Source organism: Klebsiella sp. PK18 (assembly GCF_057784655.1).
This window is the reverse complement of record NZ_CM173493.1, coordinates 2,898,616-2,913,605: the sequence shown is the minus strand read 5'-3', so window position 1 is coordinate 2,913,605 and position 14,990 is coordinate 2,898,616. Positions and strand designations below refer to the sequence as shown.

14 protein-coding genes are annotated in these 14,990 nt (G+C 59.9%); 4 read left to right on the top strand and 10 right to left on the bottom strand.

Features of this window, described 5'->3' with window-relative positions; genetic code table 11:
- Nucleotides 1–211 precede the first annotated feature (211 nt).
- A complete protein-coding gene (locus AC3EMD_RS14355; RefSeq protein ID WP_060875837.1) occupies nt 212–1,162 on the top strand; it encodes an FAD:protein FMN transferase in 951 nt (316 codons plus the stop codon).
- On the opposite strand, the gene dcuR is transcribed toward AC3EMD_RS14355, so the two are convergent.
- Both dcuR and AC3EMD_RS14345 read right to left on the bottom strand, forming a co-directional pair.
- Nucleotides 1,143–1,862, bottom strand: coding sequence for a two-component system response regulator DcuR (dcuR, locus tag AC3EMD_RS14350; protein ID WP_008805043.1), 720 nt, complete (start codon nt 1,860–1,862; stop codon nt 1,143–1,145). The two genes, AC3EMD_RS14355 and dcuR, sit on opposite strands and share 20 nt — an antisense overlap.
- Entirely contained in the window at nt 1,859–3,475 is a 1,617-nt protein-coding gene (locus tag AC3EMD_RS14345) for a sensor histidine kinase (RefSeq protein WP_064165714.1), read from the bottom strand. The genes dcuR and AC3EMD_RS14345 overlap by 4 nt, the downstream gene beginning before the upstream one ends.
- Nucleotides 3,476–3,848: 373 nt before the next feature.
- On the opposite strand from AC3EMD_RS14345, the gene AC3EMD_RS14340 reads away from it, so the two are divergent.
- The 3 genes from AC3EMD_RS14340 (at nt 3,849) to AC3EMD_RS14330 (ending at nt 7,775) form a co-directional block, all read left to right on the top strand.
- Complete coding sequence (locus AC3EMD_RS14340; protein ID WP_046619584.1) at nt 3,849–4,772, top strand: N-acetylmuramic acid 6-phosphate etherase; 924 nt, start codon at nt 3,849–3,851, stop codon at nt 4,770–4,772.
- Nucleotides 4,773–5,079: 307 nt separating this feature from the next.
- Nucleotides 5,080–6,690 carry a malate dehydrogenase (quinone) gene (gene mqo / locus AC3EMD_RS14335; protein WP_302074188.1) on the top strand — a complete coding sequence of 537 codons (1,611 nt, stop codon included), beginning with the start codon at nt 5,080–5,082 and terminating at the stop codon, nt 6,688–6,690.
- Nucleotides 6,691–6,848: 158 nt separating this feature from the next.
- Nucleotides 6,849–7,775: a LysR family transcriptional regulator gene (locus AC3EMD_RS14330; protein ID WP_110234216.1), complete on the top strand. Its 927-nt coding sequence runs from the start codon at nt 6,849–6,851 to the stop codon at nt 7,773–7,775.
- Here AC3EMD_RS14330 and mdcH read toward each other — a convergent pair.
- The 8 genes from mdcH to mdcA all read right to left on the bottom strand — a co-directional run bounded on the left by mdcH (nt 7,765) and on the right by mdcA (nt 14,824).
- The gene (gene mdcH, locus AC3EMD_RS14325; protein WP_302074187.1) at nt 7,765–8,667 is read right to left on the bottom strand and encodes a malonate decarboxylase subunit epsilon; all 903 of its coding nucleotides are present in this window, start codon (nt 8,665–8,667) and stop codon (nt 7,765–7,767) included. The genes AC3EMD_RS14330 and mdcH overlap by 11 nt on opposite strands.
- A complete protein-coding gene (locus AC3EMD_RS14320) occupies nt 8,667–9,284 on the bottom strand; it encodes a malonate decarboxylase holo-ACP synthase (RefSeq protein ID WP_232672916.1) in 618 nt (205 codons plus the stop codon). Before AC3EMD_RS14320 ends, mdcH begins: the two co-directional genes overlap by 1 nt.
- 3 nt (nt 9,285–9,287) lie before the next feature.
- Nucleotides 9,288–10,247 (bottom strand): AEC family transporter, encoded by a 960-nt coding sequence (locus tag AC3EMD_RS14315; RefSeq protein WP_012541868.1) that lies wholly within the window; start codon nt 10,245–10,247, stop codon nt 9,288–9,290.
- A 136-nt stretch (nt 10,248–10,383) separates the two neighbouring features.
- The gene (mdcE, locus tag AC3EMD_RS14310; protein ID WP_302073547.1) at nt 10,384–11,184 is read right to left on the bottom strand and encodes a biotin-independent malonate decarboxylase subunit gamma; all 801 of its coding nucleotides are present in this window, start codon (nt 11,182–11,184) and stop codon (nt 10,384–10,386) included.
- Nucleotides 11,184–12,017 (bottom strand): biotin-independent malonate decarboxylase subunit beta, encoded by an 834-nt coding sequence (locus AC3EMD_RS14305; protein WP_008805034.1) that lies wholly within the window; start codon nt 12,015–12,017, stop codon nt 11,184–11,186. The genes mdcE and AC3EMD_RS14305 overlap by 1 nt, the downstream gene beginning before the upstream one ends.
- The gene (gene mdcC / locus AC3EMD_RS14300) at nt 12,010–12,309 is read right to left on the bottom strand and encodes a malonate decarboxylase acyl carrier protein (protein WP_008805033.1); all 300 of its coding nucleotides are present in this window, start codon (nt 12,307–12,309) and stop codon (nt 12,010–12,012) included. The genes AC3EMD_RS14305 and mdcC overlap by 8 nt, the downstream gene beginning before the upstream one ends.
- 17 nt (nt 12,310–12,326) lie before the next feature.
- Nucleotides 12,327–13,169 carry a triphosphoribosyl-dephospho-CoA synthase gene (locus tag AC3EMD_RS14295; RefSeq protein ID WP_046881527.1) on the bottom strand — a complete coding sequence of 281 codons (843 nt, stop codon included), beginning with the start codon at nt 13,167–13,169 and terminating at the stop codon, nt 12,327–12,329.
- Complete coding sequence (gene mdcA / locus AC3EMD_RS14290; protein WP_044613407.1) at nt 13,169–14,824, bottom strand: malonate decarboxylase subunit alpha; 1,656 nt, start codon at nt 14,822–14,824, stop codon at nt 13,169–13,171. The genes AC3EMD_RS14295 and mdcA overlap by 1 nt, the downstream gene beginning before the upstream one ends.
- Between the last annotated feature and the right edge of the window lie 166 nt (nt 14,825–14,990).

Genomic DNA, 14,990 nt, shown 5'->3' with positions numbered 1-14,990 from the left:
GTAATTGCTGATGCCGGGCTGGTGCTTTTGCCGCCCGGCTTAGAGCCTATCTCATTAAGGCTATTTTGCTTGCCATGTTGAACCTGGGCAGTGCTCGAAATCCTCACGTACTACGTGTACGCTCCGGTTTCTGCGCGCTGTCCGTGTTCAAACTGGCTGCGCCAATTACGCCTACTGGGATAGGTTCTTATCCCTTCTGAAGGAGAGCCCGATGTCCGATAACCGTGTCTATAGCTACTCCGCCGTCCTGATGGGGTCCCCCATCCTGCTCAAACTTTATTCCCACGATGAGGCGCTGGCCTCCCGCGTATTTCAGTTAATTAAACGCTACGAAGATCTGCTTACCGTTAACCGTGCCGAGTCGCAGGTGATGGATATCAACCATGCCGCCGGACGCCATCCGGTCACGGTCAGTCGCCCGGTCTTTCAGCTGATTCAGTGCGCCAAAGCCGCCAGCATGGTGCGCGACAGCGCCTTTAATCTTGCCATCGGCCCGCTGGTGAAGCTGTGGCGAATTGGCTTTCACGGGCACAGCGTGCCTGACGCGGCTGATATCAGAGCCCGACTGGCGCTGACCCGCCCACAGGAGGTGATCCTCGATGAGACTACCTGTAGTGTGTTTCTCCAGCAGCCGGGGATGGAGTTGGATCTTGGGGCGATCGCCAAAGGCTATATCGCTGACCGCGTGCGCGATTATCTCCGTCAGCAGCAGGTGGCGAAGGCGCTGATCAATCTCGGCGGCAATGTGCATACCCTCGGCGAATGGACCATTGGCCTGAAAAAACCGTTTGCCGACGCGCAGGCGCTGATTGGCTCCCTGACGATCAACGGGCAGTCGGTGGTCACTTCCGGAATCTATGAACGTTATTTTGAGCAGGACGGCAAACGCTGGCACCATATTCTCGACCCGCGCAGCGGTTATCCGCTGGATAACGAACTCGACAGCGTGACGGTGATTTCCACGGATTCTTTAGACGGCGATATCTGGACTACGCTGCTGTTCGGCCTCGGCGTAGAGAAGGGCTGCGCAGCGCTGCGTCAGCGTGAGGATATCGACGCGATTTTCGTCACCAAAAATCGCGACATCATTCTCTCATCGCGGCAGCGGCTGCGTTTTTCGCCGCTGGACAGCGGCTATCAGGTTATTGACTGTACTGCTTAAGCAAACTGTACTGTTCGGCGACCAGGCGGTAGCGATAGACCGGTCGCCCGGTAGCGCCGTAGTGGATAGTGGTGTAGAGGATATTGATCTGTGCCAGCCAAATCAGATATTTGCGGCACGAGACGCGGGAGATATTTACGGCCGCCGCCAGCTCATCGGTAGAGAATTCAACGTCCGGATGGGCGTCAATCCACTGGCAGAGCGTACGCAGCGTTTGCGCGGTTAGCCCCTTGGGCAGCTTGCGCGCGTCGCTGGCCTCCGGCGCGCCGCCGTGCAGCAGACGGTCGACGTCGGCCTGTTCGTAATACGGCTGGCCGGTCATCAGTTTACGCTTCTCCCGCCAGGTGGTGAGCGCCTCTTCAAAGCGCGGAAACTGGAAAGGTTTGATCAGGTAATCAACCACCCCGTAATGCATCGCGGTCTGCACCGTGGCGGCGTCTGCCGCCGAGGTGATCATGATGACATCGATAGCGCGCCCCGACTCGCGGATGGTCGGCAGTAGATCCAGCCCGCTGTCCTGTTGCATGTAGACATCCAGCAGCACCAGATCGATCTCCCGCTGCTTATCGTTAATCATCTCCTGGGCCTGACTGAGCGTCGAAGCGCTCCCGCTGCAACGAAAGCCGGGAACTCTTGCCACGTACAGGCGATTCAGTTCGGCCACCATCGCATCATCGTCAACAATCAACACATTTATCACGCACGTTTCCTTTTACTATCCCAGGGGAGATGAACAAAAAATTGGGTAAATACGCCGGGTTCCGACTCGACGGCGAGGGTGCCGCCCAGTTCGCGCAGCTGCTGGTTGGCGAGAAACAGCCCGACGCCACGATTCTCGCCTTTGGTGGAGAAACCTTTGTTAAAGATAGCGTCGATATTATTTTCCGGGATCCCCGGTCCGTCATCGCTCACTTCACCGCTTAGCCAGCCGTCCTGGTAGTGCAGCAGCAGGCCGATCTCACCCTCCGCCTGGCCGCTCATGGCGTCCAGCGCGTTCTCGATAAGATTGCCCAGCACCGTCACCAGTACCGTGACCTGCTTCTCGTTCGGGCAATCCGGCACCAGGCTCTCTTCCGCCAGCGTCAGCGTAAAGCCGCACTCGGTGGCGCGCTGAATTTTACTTATCAGGAAGCCCGCCACCACCGGGGATTTAATACGGTGCTGAATGTCGCCGATGTCCGCCTGATAGCGGTGGGCGGTCTGCAGCACGTATTCCTCGAGTTTGCCATAGCTTTTCATATTCAGCAGGCCGAGGATCACGTGCAGTTTATTCATAAATTCATGGGAGGTGGTGCGCAGGGCATCCACATAGCTCATCATGCCGTCCAGCCGCTGCAGCAGCTGGCTCACCTCGGTCTTATCGCGGAAGGTACAGATGGCGCCGACCACCGCTTCCTGGCTGCGAATGGGCACCGTATTGCCGATCAGCAACAGGCCATTGCATCCCAGTTCGCGGTCGTACATCGGCTCGCCGCTCTGCAAGACGGTCTGCAGGTCGGCGAGCAGTGGCGTGTGGGCGAGGGTTTTGTCCGGGCCGGAAAAGAGGATCTCCTGCGCCGCCGGGTTGATCAAATTAACTTCGCCGTGGGCATCAACGGCAACGACGCCCTCCTTCAGGGCGTGAAGCATGGCCTGACGCTGTTGAAACTGGGTGGAAATCTCCTGCGGCTCCAGCCCCAGCAGGACGCGCTTCAGACCGCGTACCAGGCTCCAGGTGCCCAGCGCGCAGACCAGCGCGCTGAACAGGATGGTCAACAGTACGTCCCAGCGGCTGTTGGCGATCTGTTCGTCCACTTTACTCAGCGAAATGCCGACCACCACCACGCCAATTTGCTGGTGCTGGTCGTTGAACACCGGGGTGAATACCCGCAGCGCCGGGGCCAGTACGCCGTGGTTAATGGCAACGTTCTCTTTCCCCTGCAGCGTGGGCAGGATATCCCGGCCGATAAACCGCTTTCCGATGATAGAGGTATCCGGATGCGAATAGCGAATACCGTGCATATCGGTGACGATAGCGTACAGTAGGTCGTTGCGCCGGGTGATGGCCTGCGCCAGCGGCTGAATGATCTGCTGCTGCGGGGGCGCCTCCAGTCCGCGCTTCACCTGCGGCATATCGGCCATGGTGCGCGCCACCGCCAGCGCGGTCTCTTTCAGACCGTCGCGGGTGGCATTGCTGATCTGCATATACCACAGGGCATAGACCAGCAGGAGCACGGCGCCGATGACGCTGCCGATCATCAAGGATACGGCGGTGCTCAGCTTTAACGGTAAGGCGCGTTGGCGAACGCGAGGCTGCTGCTCTGATGCCTTCATGACGATCCCGGATAGATTCAGTGAAGGCATATTATCGCCGATAGGACGGTTTTCATAAAGCCGTGTAATCAAAGCCAATCGAGGCGGTTTAGCCGATACGTAAACCGTTTCACATGCTCTGCCAGCAATCCTTCTGACTGGCCATGCCGGCGGGCGGCGAAGATGAGACGTAAGACAGGATTGCTCAGATAACCGGCAATCGCCCCCTGACGGGGCGGTCGGGAAGGTAAACTGTGACCCCGACGGCGGTAAAGCACAGAACATTCCACTTATAGTGGCGGCAGAGGTTAAATAGGCCTGATGAATATAAGGATATGCATCAGGCCGCTGATGTCGCCGAGATGCGCTTTTTCTGTTGTAAATGGAGGTTGTTATGAACAGTTCGCTAACCGCTGCAATGCAGGCCCGCCGTCACCCGGATACCACTCACATCGATCGTCTCGCCACGGCAGACATGCTGGCGATGCTGCATCAGGATGATAAGCAGATATCGGAGGCGGTTGGCGCCTGCCTGCCGGACATCGCCCGGCTGATTGATGTCGCCACCGCGACGATGGGCCGGGGAGGGCGCCTGGTCATTATCGGCGCTGGAGCGTCAGGCCGGACGGCCATCGAGGCGGTCAGCGACTATTCGCCGGAAGGCAAACACGCGCTGGTGGGACTGATTGCCGGTGGGCAGACGGCGGCGATGGCCGAGCGGGAAACCGCAGCAAATAATTATGACCTGGGCGCCTTTGAACTGCAGTCGCTGGACTTTTCCAACCACGATATGCTGCTGGCGTTGACCGTCAGCGGCAAGACGCCGTGGGTGTGGGGCGCGATGCGCCACGCCTGGTCGCTGGGGGCCCCTATCGCTGTCGTCACTCAGCAGGCGGCCAGCGAGGCGGCGCAGCTGGCGGATATCATTATTGCCCCACAGACCGGGCCGGAAGCGGTGGCAGGCTTAGCCAATCCGAAGGCTCAACTGGCCCAGCGGCAGATCGTCAACATGCTGACGACCGGGCTCGCCATCCGTGACGGTCGGGTGTACAGCAATCTGCGGGTGGACGTGCAGGCTGACAATTCGCACTGGGCGGAGCGGCAGATAGCGATTGTCATGGCGGCCACCGACTGCACGCGCAGTGAAGCAAAAGCGGCACTGGCCAGCTGCCATCAGCACTGCCGCACCGCGATCCTGATGCTGCTCAGCGGGCTGGATGCCTGGCACGCGCGCGAGCTGCTGAGGGAACATCACAATCACCTGCGTCTCGCCCTGCGCGAAGCACAGCGCAGCAGCACGACCACTCCCGCTCATTAACCCCTCAGCCAGGCGCGCGCGATTGTCGTACGCGCCTGGGCTTTATTAACTAAAAAAATCTCTATTTTTTATTTTTCTCAGCAATCAGGCTGAATTTTCGATCTTATTTTTCACCAGGTATCATTTTGATGTCTCGCTTTGCTTTTTTAAGTTAAATAATTATTTGATTAAAAATGCCAGAGTGTAAATGATATTTTAAAATAAAGTAAAAGTGCGTTAATATGCTGCCTCTTATTACCGTGTGCTACGTGATAATTCTATTATGCCTGCAATGAAAAAAACGATTATTTCCTTTACCGCATTAGCGATGTTCGTCAGCGCGGCGACGCATGCTGAAGCGGATACCTCGAAAAAAACCGACTTCCTGCTGATTGGCGGCGGGATCATGAGCGCCTCGCTCGGCACCTGGCTGCAGGCGCTGCAGCCGGACTGGAACCTGACCATGGTGGAGAAACTGGACGGCGTGGCCCTGGAATCTTCCAACGGCTGGAATAACGCCGGTACCGGCCATTCAGCGAATATGGAGCTGAACTATACCCCGGAACGAGCGGACGGGTCGATTGACGTCAGCAAAGCGCTGGATATTAACGAACAGTTTATGATTTCCCGTCAGTTCTGGTCGGCACAGGTGAAACGCGGTATTTTGCACGACCCGCACTCCTTTATTAACTCCACACCGCATATGAGTTTCGTGTGGGGCGATAATGTGGATTACCTGCAAAAACGTTATAACGCGCTGCAGCAGACCACCTTATTCCAGGGAATGAAATTCTCCACCGATCACGCGCAAATTAAACAGTGGGCGCCGCTGGTGATGGAAGGTCGCGATCCGCAGCAGAAAGTGGCCGCCACCTGGACGCCGGTGGGTACCGATGTCAACTACGGCGAAATTACCCGCCAGCTGATCGGCAGCCTGAAGAAAAATAACCACTTCACCCTGCAAACCTCCTCCGAGGTGACCGATTTCAAACGCAATACTGACAACTCCTGGCACGTGACGATTAAGAACGTGCAGAGCGGGGACGCGCAGACTATTGACGCCAAATACGTCTTTATCGGCGCCGGCGGCGGCGCGCTGAAGCTGCTGCAGAAAACCGGCATTCCGGAAGCGGATAACTATGCCGGTTTCCCGGTGGGCGGCTCGTTCCTGATGACCGAGAACCCGGCGGTCACCGCGCAGCATCTGGAGAAAGTCTACGGTCAGGCTTCGGTCGGCGCGCCGCCGATGTCGGTGCCGCATCTTGACGCTCGTTATCTCGACGGTAAGCGCGTGGTGCTGTTCGGGCCATTCGCCACCTTCTCGACCAAGTTCCTGAAAAATGGTTCGTTCTTTGACCTGCTCAGCACCACCACCACCGATAACGTGCTGCCGATGACCCACGTCGGTCTCGACAACTTCGATCTGGTGAAATATCTCGTCAGCCAGGTGATGCTCAGTGATGATGACCGTTTTGCTGCGCTGAAAGAGTACTACCCGGACGCGCGTAAAGAAGACTGGAAACTGATCCAGGCCGGCCAGCGCGTGCAGATCATTAAGAAAGACGCAGAGAAGGGCGGCGTTCTGAAGCTGGGTACCGAAGTGGTGGTCGATCAGCAGAAAACGATTTCTGCGCTGCTCGGCGCGTCGCCGGGGGCTTCCACCGCCGCGCCGATCACCCTGAACGTACTCAAGCAGATGTTCCCGCAGCAGTTTAACTCGCCGGAGTGGCAGAGCCGTATTCACGCTATCGTGCCGAGCTACGGTCAGAAGCTGAACGGTAACGTGGCGCTAAGCCAGCAGGTATGGGATGACACCGCCGCGGCGCTGCAGCTGACTAAGCCGCCGGTGATCCAGATGCCAGCGGCTGCGCCAACCGCGACCGCCAAACCGGCTGAACCGCAGCGCGACGCCTCGCCGCAGCACGATATGGCGCTTTAAAAGCACATTCGTGCAGTGAACAAAAGGGAAGACCACGGTCTTCCCTTTTTTGCGTTCATTTCCCGTCCCTGCCGCGCGTTGCCTGCAACTTTGCCGTCATAAAAGATATACTGGTTTGAATTGAAAAAAGAAAAGTAAACCGGGAGTGTGGAAGGGCTATGAAAGACGATATCAACCAGGAGATCACCTTCCGCAAGCTGTCGGTCTTTATGATGTTTATGGCGAAGGGCAATATCGCCAGAACCGCCGAAGCCATGAAGCTCAGCAGCGTTAGCGTGCACCGCGCGCTGCATACGCTCGAAGAGGGGGTCGGCTGCCCGCTGTTTGTCCACAAAGGGCGCAACCTGCTGCCGCTGCAGGCGGCGTGGACGCTGCTGGAATACTGCCAGGATGTGATGAGTCTGATGAGCCGTGGGCTTGAGGCGACGCGTAAAGTCGCCGGCGTCGGTCAGGGACGGTTGCGCATCGGTACCCTCTATTCGCTGACGCTGGAAACCGTTCCGCGCATCATTATGGGGATGAAGCTGCGTCGCCCGGAGCTGGAGCTGGATCTGACCATGGGCTCCAACCAGATGCTGCTGGATATGCTGGAGGACGATGCGCTGGATGCTATCTTAATCGCCACCAATGAAGGCGAGTACAATCATTCGGCCTTCGACGTGGTGCCGCTGTTTGAAGATGATATCTTCCTCGCCGCGCCGGCGACGGAACAGCTGAATACCACTCATCTTGCCGACCTGCGCGATTATGCCGATCGTAAGTTTGTTTCGCTGGCGGAAGGGTTTGCGACTTATGCCGGGTTTCAGGAGGCCTTTCAGGTGGCCGGTTTTGAGCCGGAAATTGTGACCCGGGTAAATGATATCTTTTCGATGATAAGTCTGGTGCAGGCAGGGGTTGGCTTCGCGTTGCTGCCGGGACGCATGAAGAAAGTTTATGAAAACGATGTGCAGCTGTTAAAGCTGGCGGAACCCTATCAGATGCGCCAGCTGATCTCTATCGTCTATTCGCACCATCGCGAGCGCGATGCCGACCTGCTGGCGCTGGCGGCGGAAGGGCGGATGTACGCCCGCAGTATTAATCGCTAAGCCGCTGCGCCAGATGGCGGGCGACGTCTACGCCGCTGCGCTCCAGCGCAATGGTCTCGCCGCGCCAGCCCGCCTGGCGGGTCAGGCAGGTGAGCACCCCGCCGGGCGGCATCTCGATTGCCAGCCTGGCGTCGCGTTCATCGGCGGCGATCATCGCCTCCTGCCAATGTACGGTGCGCGCCATGTTCATCGCCAGATCGTCAGCGATCCGCTGTGGATCCCACAGCACGCGCGCCGTCGAGCCGCTTAAATAGGCGCGCTGAGGGCGCGTTAAGGTGACGTCGGCAAAGGCTTTTGCCAGCGCTGCGGCGGGTTTATCCAGCAGTGCGCAGTGCGAGGGTACGCTGACCGCCAGCCGCTGGGCTTTACTGGCGCCAGCCCGCAGCGCCAGCTGCGCCACCTCGGCCATCGCCTCATCGCGCCCGGCGATCACGATCTGCGTTTCGGCGTTGAGGTTGGCGAGATAAACCTCGTGGCCCTGCATCAGCGCCTCAACCCGCGGGCGGGTCAGCCCCATAATCGCCGTCAGCCCGTAACCTTCGGGATAAGCCTGCTCCATTAAATCGCCGCGCAGCGCCACCAGCCGCAACGCGCTGGCGAAATCGAGCGCGCCGGCAATCACCGCTGCCGGAAACGCGCCGATAGAGAGGCCGCTGACCATCTGCGGATCCACGCCCTGGCGCTGTAGCTCGCGCGCCCAGGCGACCCCGGCGATCAGCAGACAGAGCTGTACGGCACGGGTGTGTTTTAGCGCTGCGGCGCTATCGAGGCTATCGACTTCATCTCCCAGCACCTCGCGCGCCTGCGCGAAGATGTTCTCGCGGTCGGGGATGGCCGCCAGCATGGCTGGCCGCTGGCCGCCCTGACCGGGAAAAGTAAACAAAATTTTCATCATTCCTCCCTGTGCCACGGCGTCGCGGTTAAGCGTGCACCATGGGATGTTTTCAGCAGCGCACGGCCATCGCGCAGCCACTCATTAAGGGCGAAGGCGCCGTAGGGCGTTTCTACCTGGGTATCGGCGCGGCACGGCAGTTGGGCCACACGGGCCTGCCACTCGCGCAGCGCCTCGCGATCCAGCGGCTGCGGCGCGCGGATCAGTAGATCCAGATCGCTTGCCGCATGCAGTACCGGGATCTCAGTGGCCAGCGCATAGCCTGTACTGCCGGTGACGCCCCAGCGCCAGGACCAGGGGTGTAAGGTAAGGGCGATAGCCGCCTGAACCGGCGGCTGTGAAACAAAAGGGGAGCCCAGCAGACGCTCGCGATCCACCAGCATTTCCGGCGTCACGCAGCGCACGATATTGTGCGCCTGGACCCAACCGGCGGCGCGCTGCTCGCGCTTCATGCCCCGCACCCCCACCGGGATGCGGGCCTGGTCATCAACGTCGCGCCTCACCACCACCGGCAGCGCGGCTCGCCACTGCTGAGCCACCCACGGCTCGGCAATCGCTTCCAGGGCGCTGGCGTGGTTTAACCAGAGTAAATCGTGGGGGCGCGGCGTTGATGACATGGTTTACAGTCCTGAGGTCAAAGAGATAAACAGCGGTAGCGACAGGATACACAGAACCGAGCTCAACAGCAGCACGGCTTCAGCATCCGGAGATTGCACCCCGAAGCGGTTGCCGAAGACCACGCCGAAGAAGCCGGCGGCCAGGGCAATCATCAGGATCGCGGTAATGGCGATAGAGCCGTGCAGACCCAGCAGCATCACCAGACCCCAGGCAATAAACGGCTGCACCAGCAGTTTCACGATGGTGGAAGTGGCGATCAGCGCATTGAGCTGCAGTTTACGTGCCGACAGGATCACCCCGGTGAGGAACAGCGCGGCGGCGGTGGCGGCCAGGCCCAGCGGTTTGATGGAGGCCAGCAGCATTTCCGGCATTTTAATGCCGATAGCGGAAAGCACCACCCCAAGCAGCGGGCCCCAGACGATCGGTTTTTTCACCGAACGCCACATCAGCACCGGCAGCATCGCCAGCGTAGAACCGCTGTTTTCACCTGCGGCGCGGGCTTTTTCACGTTCCAGAATCAGCAGGCAGAACGGGGTCATCAGTACCGAGCCGCAGGCGATAGAGACCGCCACCGACAGCGAGGTTGACGCGCCTTCACCCAGCACGCTGCCGAGGATCGGCAGACCCAACGCGGCATAGTTTGGCAGGGCGACGGTGAGGGTCAGCACCGCGGCATCCTGCGGCGTGCGTTTGAACACGCTGGTGGCGAGGAAGTAGATCGCGGCATAGGTGATCCACATCGCGCCGGTCAGCACCAGCACCAGCGGCGACTGGGCGACGATACCGGCCCACGGCGTTTGTACCGTGGCGCTAAACAGCGTGGCGGGTAAGGCAAAATCCATTACAAAGATATTGAGCAGGGAGACATTTTTATTATCTACCATCCCGGCCTTACCGGCCCAGAAGCCCAGCAGCATAATGACGAAAATCGGGGCAAGAGCATGAATAATCACATAAGTCATAAATCACCTGTAAATAAAATAGAGTACTGGCGCGATTGTTATTTTTTCTAAAAGCCGTCCCTTCCCGGAGCGTGTATTCCGCGCTCCGGGGGACAGCTTCCGGCAGGTTTTCTTCTACTACTTACGTACGAACGTCTTACCAGCTGGCGCGCATGCGATCGCGAACCAGTTGTGAGCTACGGCGGTTTTCCGCGCCCAGGCGGCACTTCAGCGAGGTATCTTTGCGCGCGTCAGCGATGGCGTCGCGCAGGGTACGGCTGACCAGCGACAGATCGCCTTCGTCTGGCGCATCCGGATGGCTGATATCGAGCAGGGCGGAGAGCAGGCCGAGCGTCGCATAGTTGCTGACGTCGTAGGCCATCGGCGGGATCGTCGCCGCCAGTTTCTCCAGCGCCTCTACGGTACGCAGCGTAATGCGCGCTGCCGATTCTTTACCCATCGCGTGGACCAGCACACCGCTATCGTTAAAGGCGATCAGGCGGTTGGCCTGATAGCCGTGGGCCAGAAACGCCCCGGACATCGCTTTTCCGACAATCAGGCCAATCACCGGGTGGCCGGCAAGACGGGCTTTGGCGTAGGCGCCTGCCGCCCCGGCCAGCGCCTGATGGATGCCGAAAGCTTCTTCGCGGCGGCCATAGGCCTGGCTTGGGACATCAATTACCGCGACGATCGGCCGTTTCACAGGCTGGTCGGCGTCAGCGGCGTTGGTTTCATTGACCACTTTCGCCAGCGTCCAGCCTTCCAGCAAGCCGACTTCGCCGCCGGCGGCGCGGGGGTAGTGGTTGTTGGCGTCAGGCACCACGGCGATAAAGCGGACGCTTTCACCATCAATCTGGCCATCTGCGACCTGCACCGACGGGCACAGACCACTCATCAGCGGCGCGTCGGGCGCCAGTTTATTCAGCCACAGCGCGGCGCGGTTTGGGAACTGACTCATTATTTATCCTCCCGGGCAAAAAGCTGTTTAATCTGCGCGGTATCCGCCTGCTGGCGGGTATCGAACTGGCTCAAGCGACGCAGATAATCGTCATAGTTGTCGCTGCGGTGCTGTACCGGTACGCCTTTGGCGATCGCCTCGTTCATTGCGGTTTTAACGGCGTTAACGCCATCGTTAACCAGCGCGTCGACCAGTCCGCTGGCGGCGCGAATTTCACCCCCGGTCATGCTCCAGATAAACGGACGGTTGCGGGAGTCGTACTCTTCAATGCCGGCTTCCTGCTCGATAACCTGCGGGCCGTTGAGGCCGAGACGGGCTTCACGGGTGACGATAAGGTAGCTGCACAGCGCCGCGGCGATGGACATGCCGCCGAAGCAGCCGACGGTACCGGTGATAATGCCGACGACCGGGGTGTAGCGGCGCAGGTCGACAATCGCGGCATGAATATCGGCGATGGCGGCCAGACCGAGGTTGGCCTCCTGCAGACGTACGCCGCCGGTTTCGAGGCACAGCACCGCCTGGGTCGGGATACCGTTGCGGTTATCTTCCGCCGCCAGCTCCAGCGCGGCGGCCATTTTGGCGCCGGAGACTTCGCCCATACTGCCGCCCTGGAAGGTGCCTTCGATGGCAATCACCACCGCAGGTTGGCCGTTGATCGTGCCTTTGGCGACCACCATACCGTCGTCGGACTGTGGGACGATGCCCTGTGCGCCGAGCCACGGCGACATAATGCCTTCAAACGGATCCAGCAGTTCGCGGTAGCTGCCGTCGTCCAGCAGGGCGTGGGCGCGTTCGCGAGCGCGCAGTTCGATAAAGCTGCGATCGTTACGCATGAGCTGCCTCCTCAAAGACTTGTTCAATACGAATACGGGCGACGCCCGGCGTGGCGCCGAAGTCGTGGATAATCAACTGCCCGGCGGGCAGACCGTTGATCAGGTTCAGCCTGTCGAACAGCGCCTGCCAGCGCGCCTGGCTGTTATCCACGGAGGTAGTGATCTGTACGTTGAGCGTGGCGCCCTGTGCGGCGGTATAAAGCACTTCCATATCGCCTGAACCTACGACTCCTGCCAATGCTTTGCCGCTGAGGGCGCGGTTGGCAGGAAATGACAATGTAATCTGTTCCATAACATCCTCTGAATGCGTTAGCCGGCAACCCGGTCGAGAAACAGGGTGGCGGCAAGGAGATCGGCCGCGCCACCCGGCGAGGCGTTGTGCGCCAGCATCTGCCCATCAAGGCGCGCCAGCGCGGCGCGACCGGCGACGCTGGCGCAACCGCCCGCCGCCAGAACCTCGCGAGCGCCTTGCTGCATAGCGTGCAGGCCGTTCATGCCGGCGCGCGACAGCACGCAGGTATCGCTCAGCGAGGTCATGATGGCCATCAGCGCATCAAGGCGCGCCTGCGGCTCGCTGGCGCCTCGCGCCCGGCTTTGCTGCAGTTGCGGCAGCGCCAGGGTGGTAACATGCGGAAATCCGCGCTGCGCTTCCTCGCGTGCGCCCGGCACCTGCCAGCGGCGGCTGGCGCGCAGACCCTTACTAAAGCTTTTCGGCGCGAAGCCGTCAGGCAGGCGGGCGAGGGCGGCAGCGGCGGCGGCGATCGCCTGTGATTGACCCTCTCCACCCAACATCGCCACCGCGCTGACCAGCAGGCCCAGCGCCCAGATAGCGCCGCGGTGGGTGTTAACCCCACCCGTCGCCATCATCATCTGCGCTTCACCTTCGCGACCGAGGCGGCCGACGGTTTCTCGCAGGGCGATATCCGCCGGACGCTGCCAGCTTTGCTGCGCCAGCGCGTGAAAGGTCGGCTGCAGACTGCGGGCGGAGCGTTCCATCAGGTCCAGATTGAGATCCTGATGCGCGCCGTTGCCGCGACTATCGACCAGACCCGGTTTTGGACTCAGACGGGCTTCGTCAATCAGACACGCGCTGGCGGTATGCGCCAGCCAGCTGACGCGGCTTTCTGCGTGCAGGGGGGAGAGATTTTTCATTACCAGCTCCGGAATTTTGCCGGTGGGTTGTACAGTCCGTCGGACCACTCCACCAGGTCGGCGACGCTGCCGGCCGCCAGCAGCGAGCGGGTGGCATCGCTACGGCGAATGCCGATATCTTCCGGGTACACCACTTTGCCGCTCTGGCGCAGGGCGGCGACGCGTTTGGCGTCCACCCCGAGGCCAATATCGGTGATCCCGGCCACCGCGGCGACCATCGCCCGGCGCTCTTCAAGGCTCTCCGCGCGGTACAGGTAAGCGATACCTTCTTCGGTCAGCACGTGAGTCACGTCATCGCCATAAATCATCACCGGCGCCAGCGGCATGCCGGAGGTTTTCGCCACCTCAACCGCGTCGAGGGTTTCAACGAAGGTCGGTTTCACGCCGGCCTGGAAGGTTTCGACCATCTGCACCACGAGTTTTTTCCCGCGCTGCATCGGGTCTGGTTCAGTGATCATATTGAGCCAGGCCGGGGTGGCGTGGCGGCGACCGTGCGGGTCGTGCCCCATGTTCGGCGCGCCGCCGAAGCCGGATAGGCGGCCGCGGGTGACGGTGGAGGAGTTAGCCAGGCCATCAACCTGCAGGGTCGAACCGATAAACATATCTACCGCGTACTGACCTGCCAGCTGGCAGAAGGCGCGGTTAGAGCGCATTGAGCCATCCGGGCCGGTAAAGAAGATATCCGGGCGGGCGCGGATGTACTCTTCCATCCCCAGTTCGCCGCCGAAACAGTGCACGCTCTCCACCCAGCCGCTCTCGATGGCCGGGATTAAGGTCGGATGCGGGTTCAGCGTCCAGTGTTTACAGATTTTGCCTTTCAGTCCGAGCTGTTCGCCATAAGTGGGCAGCAGCAGTTCAATGGCAGCGGTATTAAAGCCGATACCGTGGTTAAGCGACTGCACCTGATGCTCCGCGTAGATGCCTTTGATCGCCATCATCGCCATCAGAATGTGTTCTTGCTTAATCAGGCGCGGGTCGCGGGTGAACAGCGGTTCAATGAAGAACGGTTTGTCGGCGACCACCACGTAATCAATCCACGAGCCGGGAATATCCACGCGCGGCAGATCGCATTCGTCGTCCACCAGTTCGTTGACCTGGGCTATCACAATGCCATCGTGGAAGGCGGCGGCTTCGACCAGCGCCGGGGTATCTTCAGTACTTGGCCCGGTGTACAGGTTGCCTTTGCTGTCGGCTTTATAGCCCGCGATCAGCGCGACGTTTGGCGACAGATCAACGTACAGGCGGGAGTAGAGTTCGATATAGGTGTGGATGGCGCCGATTTCGAGCAGGCCATCTTCCAGCAGCTGCGAAATGCGCAGGCTCTGGGTGCCGGAGAAAGAGAAATCCAGTTTACGGGCAATGCCTTTTTCAAACAGGTCCAGATGCTCGCTGCGCCCGACGCTGGGCATAATCATATGCAGGTCGTGAATTTTTTGCGGATTGACCTCGGCGAGCATGCGGGAGAGGAAATCAGCCTGTTTCTGGTTGTTGCCTTCCAGCACCACCCGATCGCCCGGGGCGAGCAGATTTTCCAGTACGCTGACCAGCTGGTCAGTGGGGATGACTTTGCCGGCGATCTTCGCTTCGGCCAGCCGCCGCTGTTTTTCCGTCCGGCGACGGTTCCAGACCCGCGCCGTCGTTTGTTCAGCATTCATTGTTAACCTCCTGATTCGACAAATCGTTTCGTTTGTCCTGGTGGAAGTTAGTGTGCGATGCGCGGCGCTGCGCATCAATTAAGCACGGCGGCTGATTGTTAGCTTTAGAGTAACGATTGGGTCTTAGCGTTTGTGATAGGGATCAATAATACGAAAGGCGTAGTGG